The following is a 2,027-nucleotide window of genomic DNA, read 5'->3' as shown; positions in this document are numbered from 1 at the left end:
GAAGAGCACGACGAACTGCGCGCGGCCATTCGCGCGCTCGCCGAGAAGGAGATCGCACCGTACGCCAAGGCGGTCGACGAGGATGCCCGCTTCCCCGACGAGGCGCTTTCTGCACTCAACAACTCCGGTTTCAACGCCATCCACGTTCCAGAGGCATACGACGGCCAAGGCGCCGACTCGGTCGCTACCTGCATCGTCATCGAGGAAGTTGCCCGCGTCTGCGGCTCGTCCTCGCTGATTCCTGCCGTCAACAAGCTTGGCACGATGGGCCTGATCCTCAAGGGTTCCGAGGAGCTCAAGCAGCAGGTTCTGCCGTCGCTCGCGGGCGGCGCAATGGCGTCGTACGCACTGTCCGAGCGTGAAGCCGGCTCCGACGCGGCCGGCATGCGTACCCGCGCCAAGGCCGAGGGTGACGACTGGATCCTCAACGGCTCCAAGTGTTGGATCACCAACGGCGGCAAGTCCGACTGGTACACCGTCATGGCCGTGACCGACCCCGACAAGGGCGCAAACGGCATCTCTTCGTTCATCGTTCACAAGGACGACGAAGGATTCGTCGTCGGGCCGAAGGAGAAGAAGCTCGGCATCAAGGGTTCGCCCACCGCCGAGCTGTACTTCGAGAACTGCAAGATTCCCGGCGACCGCATCATCGGAGAGCCCGGCACCGGGTTCAAGACTGCGCTCGAAACCCTCGATCACACTCGCCCCACCATCGGCGCTCAGGCCGTCGGCCTCGCGCAGGGCGCGCTCGACGCGGCAATCGAGTACACCAAGGACCGCAAGCAGTTCGGGCAGTCGATCAGCAGCTTCCAGGCCGTCCAGTTCATGCTCGCCGACATGGCGATGAAGGTCGAAGCCGCACGTCTGATGGTGTACACCTCGGCCGCTCGTGCCGAGCGCGGTGAGAAGAACCTCGGGTTCATCTCCGCGGCAGCGAAGTGCTTCGCCTCCGATGTGGCCATGGAGGTCACCACCGATGCCGTACAGCTATTCGGCGGCGCGGGCTACACCACCGACTTCCCGGTCGAGCGCATGATGCGTGACGCGAAGATCACCCAGATCTACGAAGGCACCAACCAGATTCAGCGTGTCGTCATGTCGCGGGCGCTGCTCAAATGAGCGATATCAACCTCGTAGGCGTCATCGGCGGCGGTACCATGGGAGCCGGAATCGCCGAGATGTGTGCTCGCTCCGGTAGTTCCGTCCTGATTCTCGAAACCAGCCAGGCCACGGCCGACGCCGCCGAAGCACGCCTCGACAAGTCGTTCGCTCGCGCGGTCAAGTCGGGACGCATCGAGGCCGATGCAGCCGAGAAGGCACGCGCTGCAATCACCTTGACTCTCGACATTGCCGACTTCTCCGACCGCGACCTCGTCGTCGAAGCAGCTCCGGAGATCGAATCGCTCAAGCTGGACCTGTTCGGCAAGCTCGATTCCATCGTCAAGCCCGAGGGGATCCTGGCCACCAACACCTCGTCGATCCCGGTCATCAAGATGGCCAATGCGACGAAGCGTCCCGACAAGGTAGTCGGGGTCCACTTCTTCAACCCCGTGCCGGTGCTTCCGTTGGTCGAGATCGTCGTGAGCCTGCTCACCAGCGAAGAGACCGTGGCTGCAGTGACGGACTACGCGGGAAACACTCTGGGCAAGAAGACGATCCGCGCCGGTGATCGCGCCGGATTCATCGTCAACGCGTTGCTGATTCCGTACATGGTCTCGGCCATCCGCATGCTCGAGTCCGGCTTCGCGAGCGCCGAGGACATCGACGAGGGCATGGTCAACGGGTGCGCTCACCCAATGGGGCCGCTGCGTCTCACCGACACCGTCGGACTCGACGTCACCCTGGCCGTCGCAGAATCCCTGTACGCCGAATTCCGCGAGCCTCATTACGCGCCGCCGCCGCTCTTGCAGCGGATGGTCGACGCGGGCATGCTCGGCCGCAAGAGCGGCAAAGGTTTCTATACGTACTGACCTGTAATTTTCAGGCACGAATGGGCTACAGCTGAACTGCTGTAGCCCATTCGTGCG

Annotated in this window: 2 protein-coding genes; both read left to right on the top strand. The window is 63.2% G+C overall.

Annotated elements, in window-relative coordinates; translation table 11 throughout:
* A partial coding sequence (locus tag A2J03_RS07605) for an acyl-CoA dehydrogenase (RefSeq protein ID WP_068371621.1) occupies positions 1-1,119 on the top strand: 1,119 nt, incomplete at its 5' end.
* 5 nt (positions 1,120-1,124) lie between these two features.
* Positions 1,125-1,970: a 3-hydroxybutyryl-CoA dehydrogenase gene (locus A2J03_RS07600; RefSeq protein ID WP_269455180.1), complete on the top strand. Its 846-nt coding sequence runs from the start codon at positions 1,125-1,127 to the stop codon at positions 1,968-1,970.
* Positions 1,971-2,027: the final 57 nt, after the last annotated feature.

The organism is Rhodococcus sp. EPR-157 (assembly GCF_001647195.1).
Classification (GTDB): Bacteria; Actinomycetota; Actinomycetes; order Mycobacteriales; family Mycobacteriaceae; genus Rhodococcoides.
This window is presented reverse-complemented; position numbering and strand designations above follow the sequence as displayed.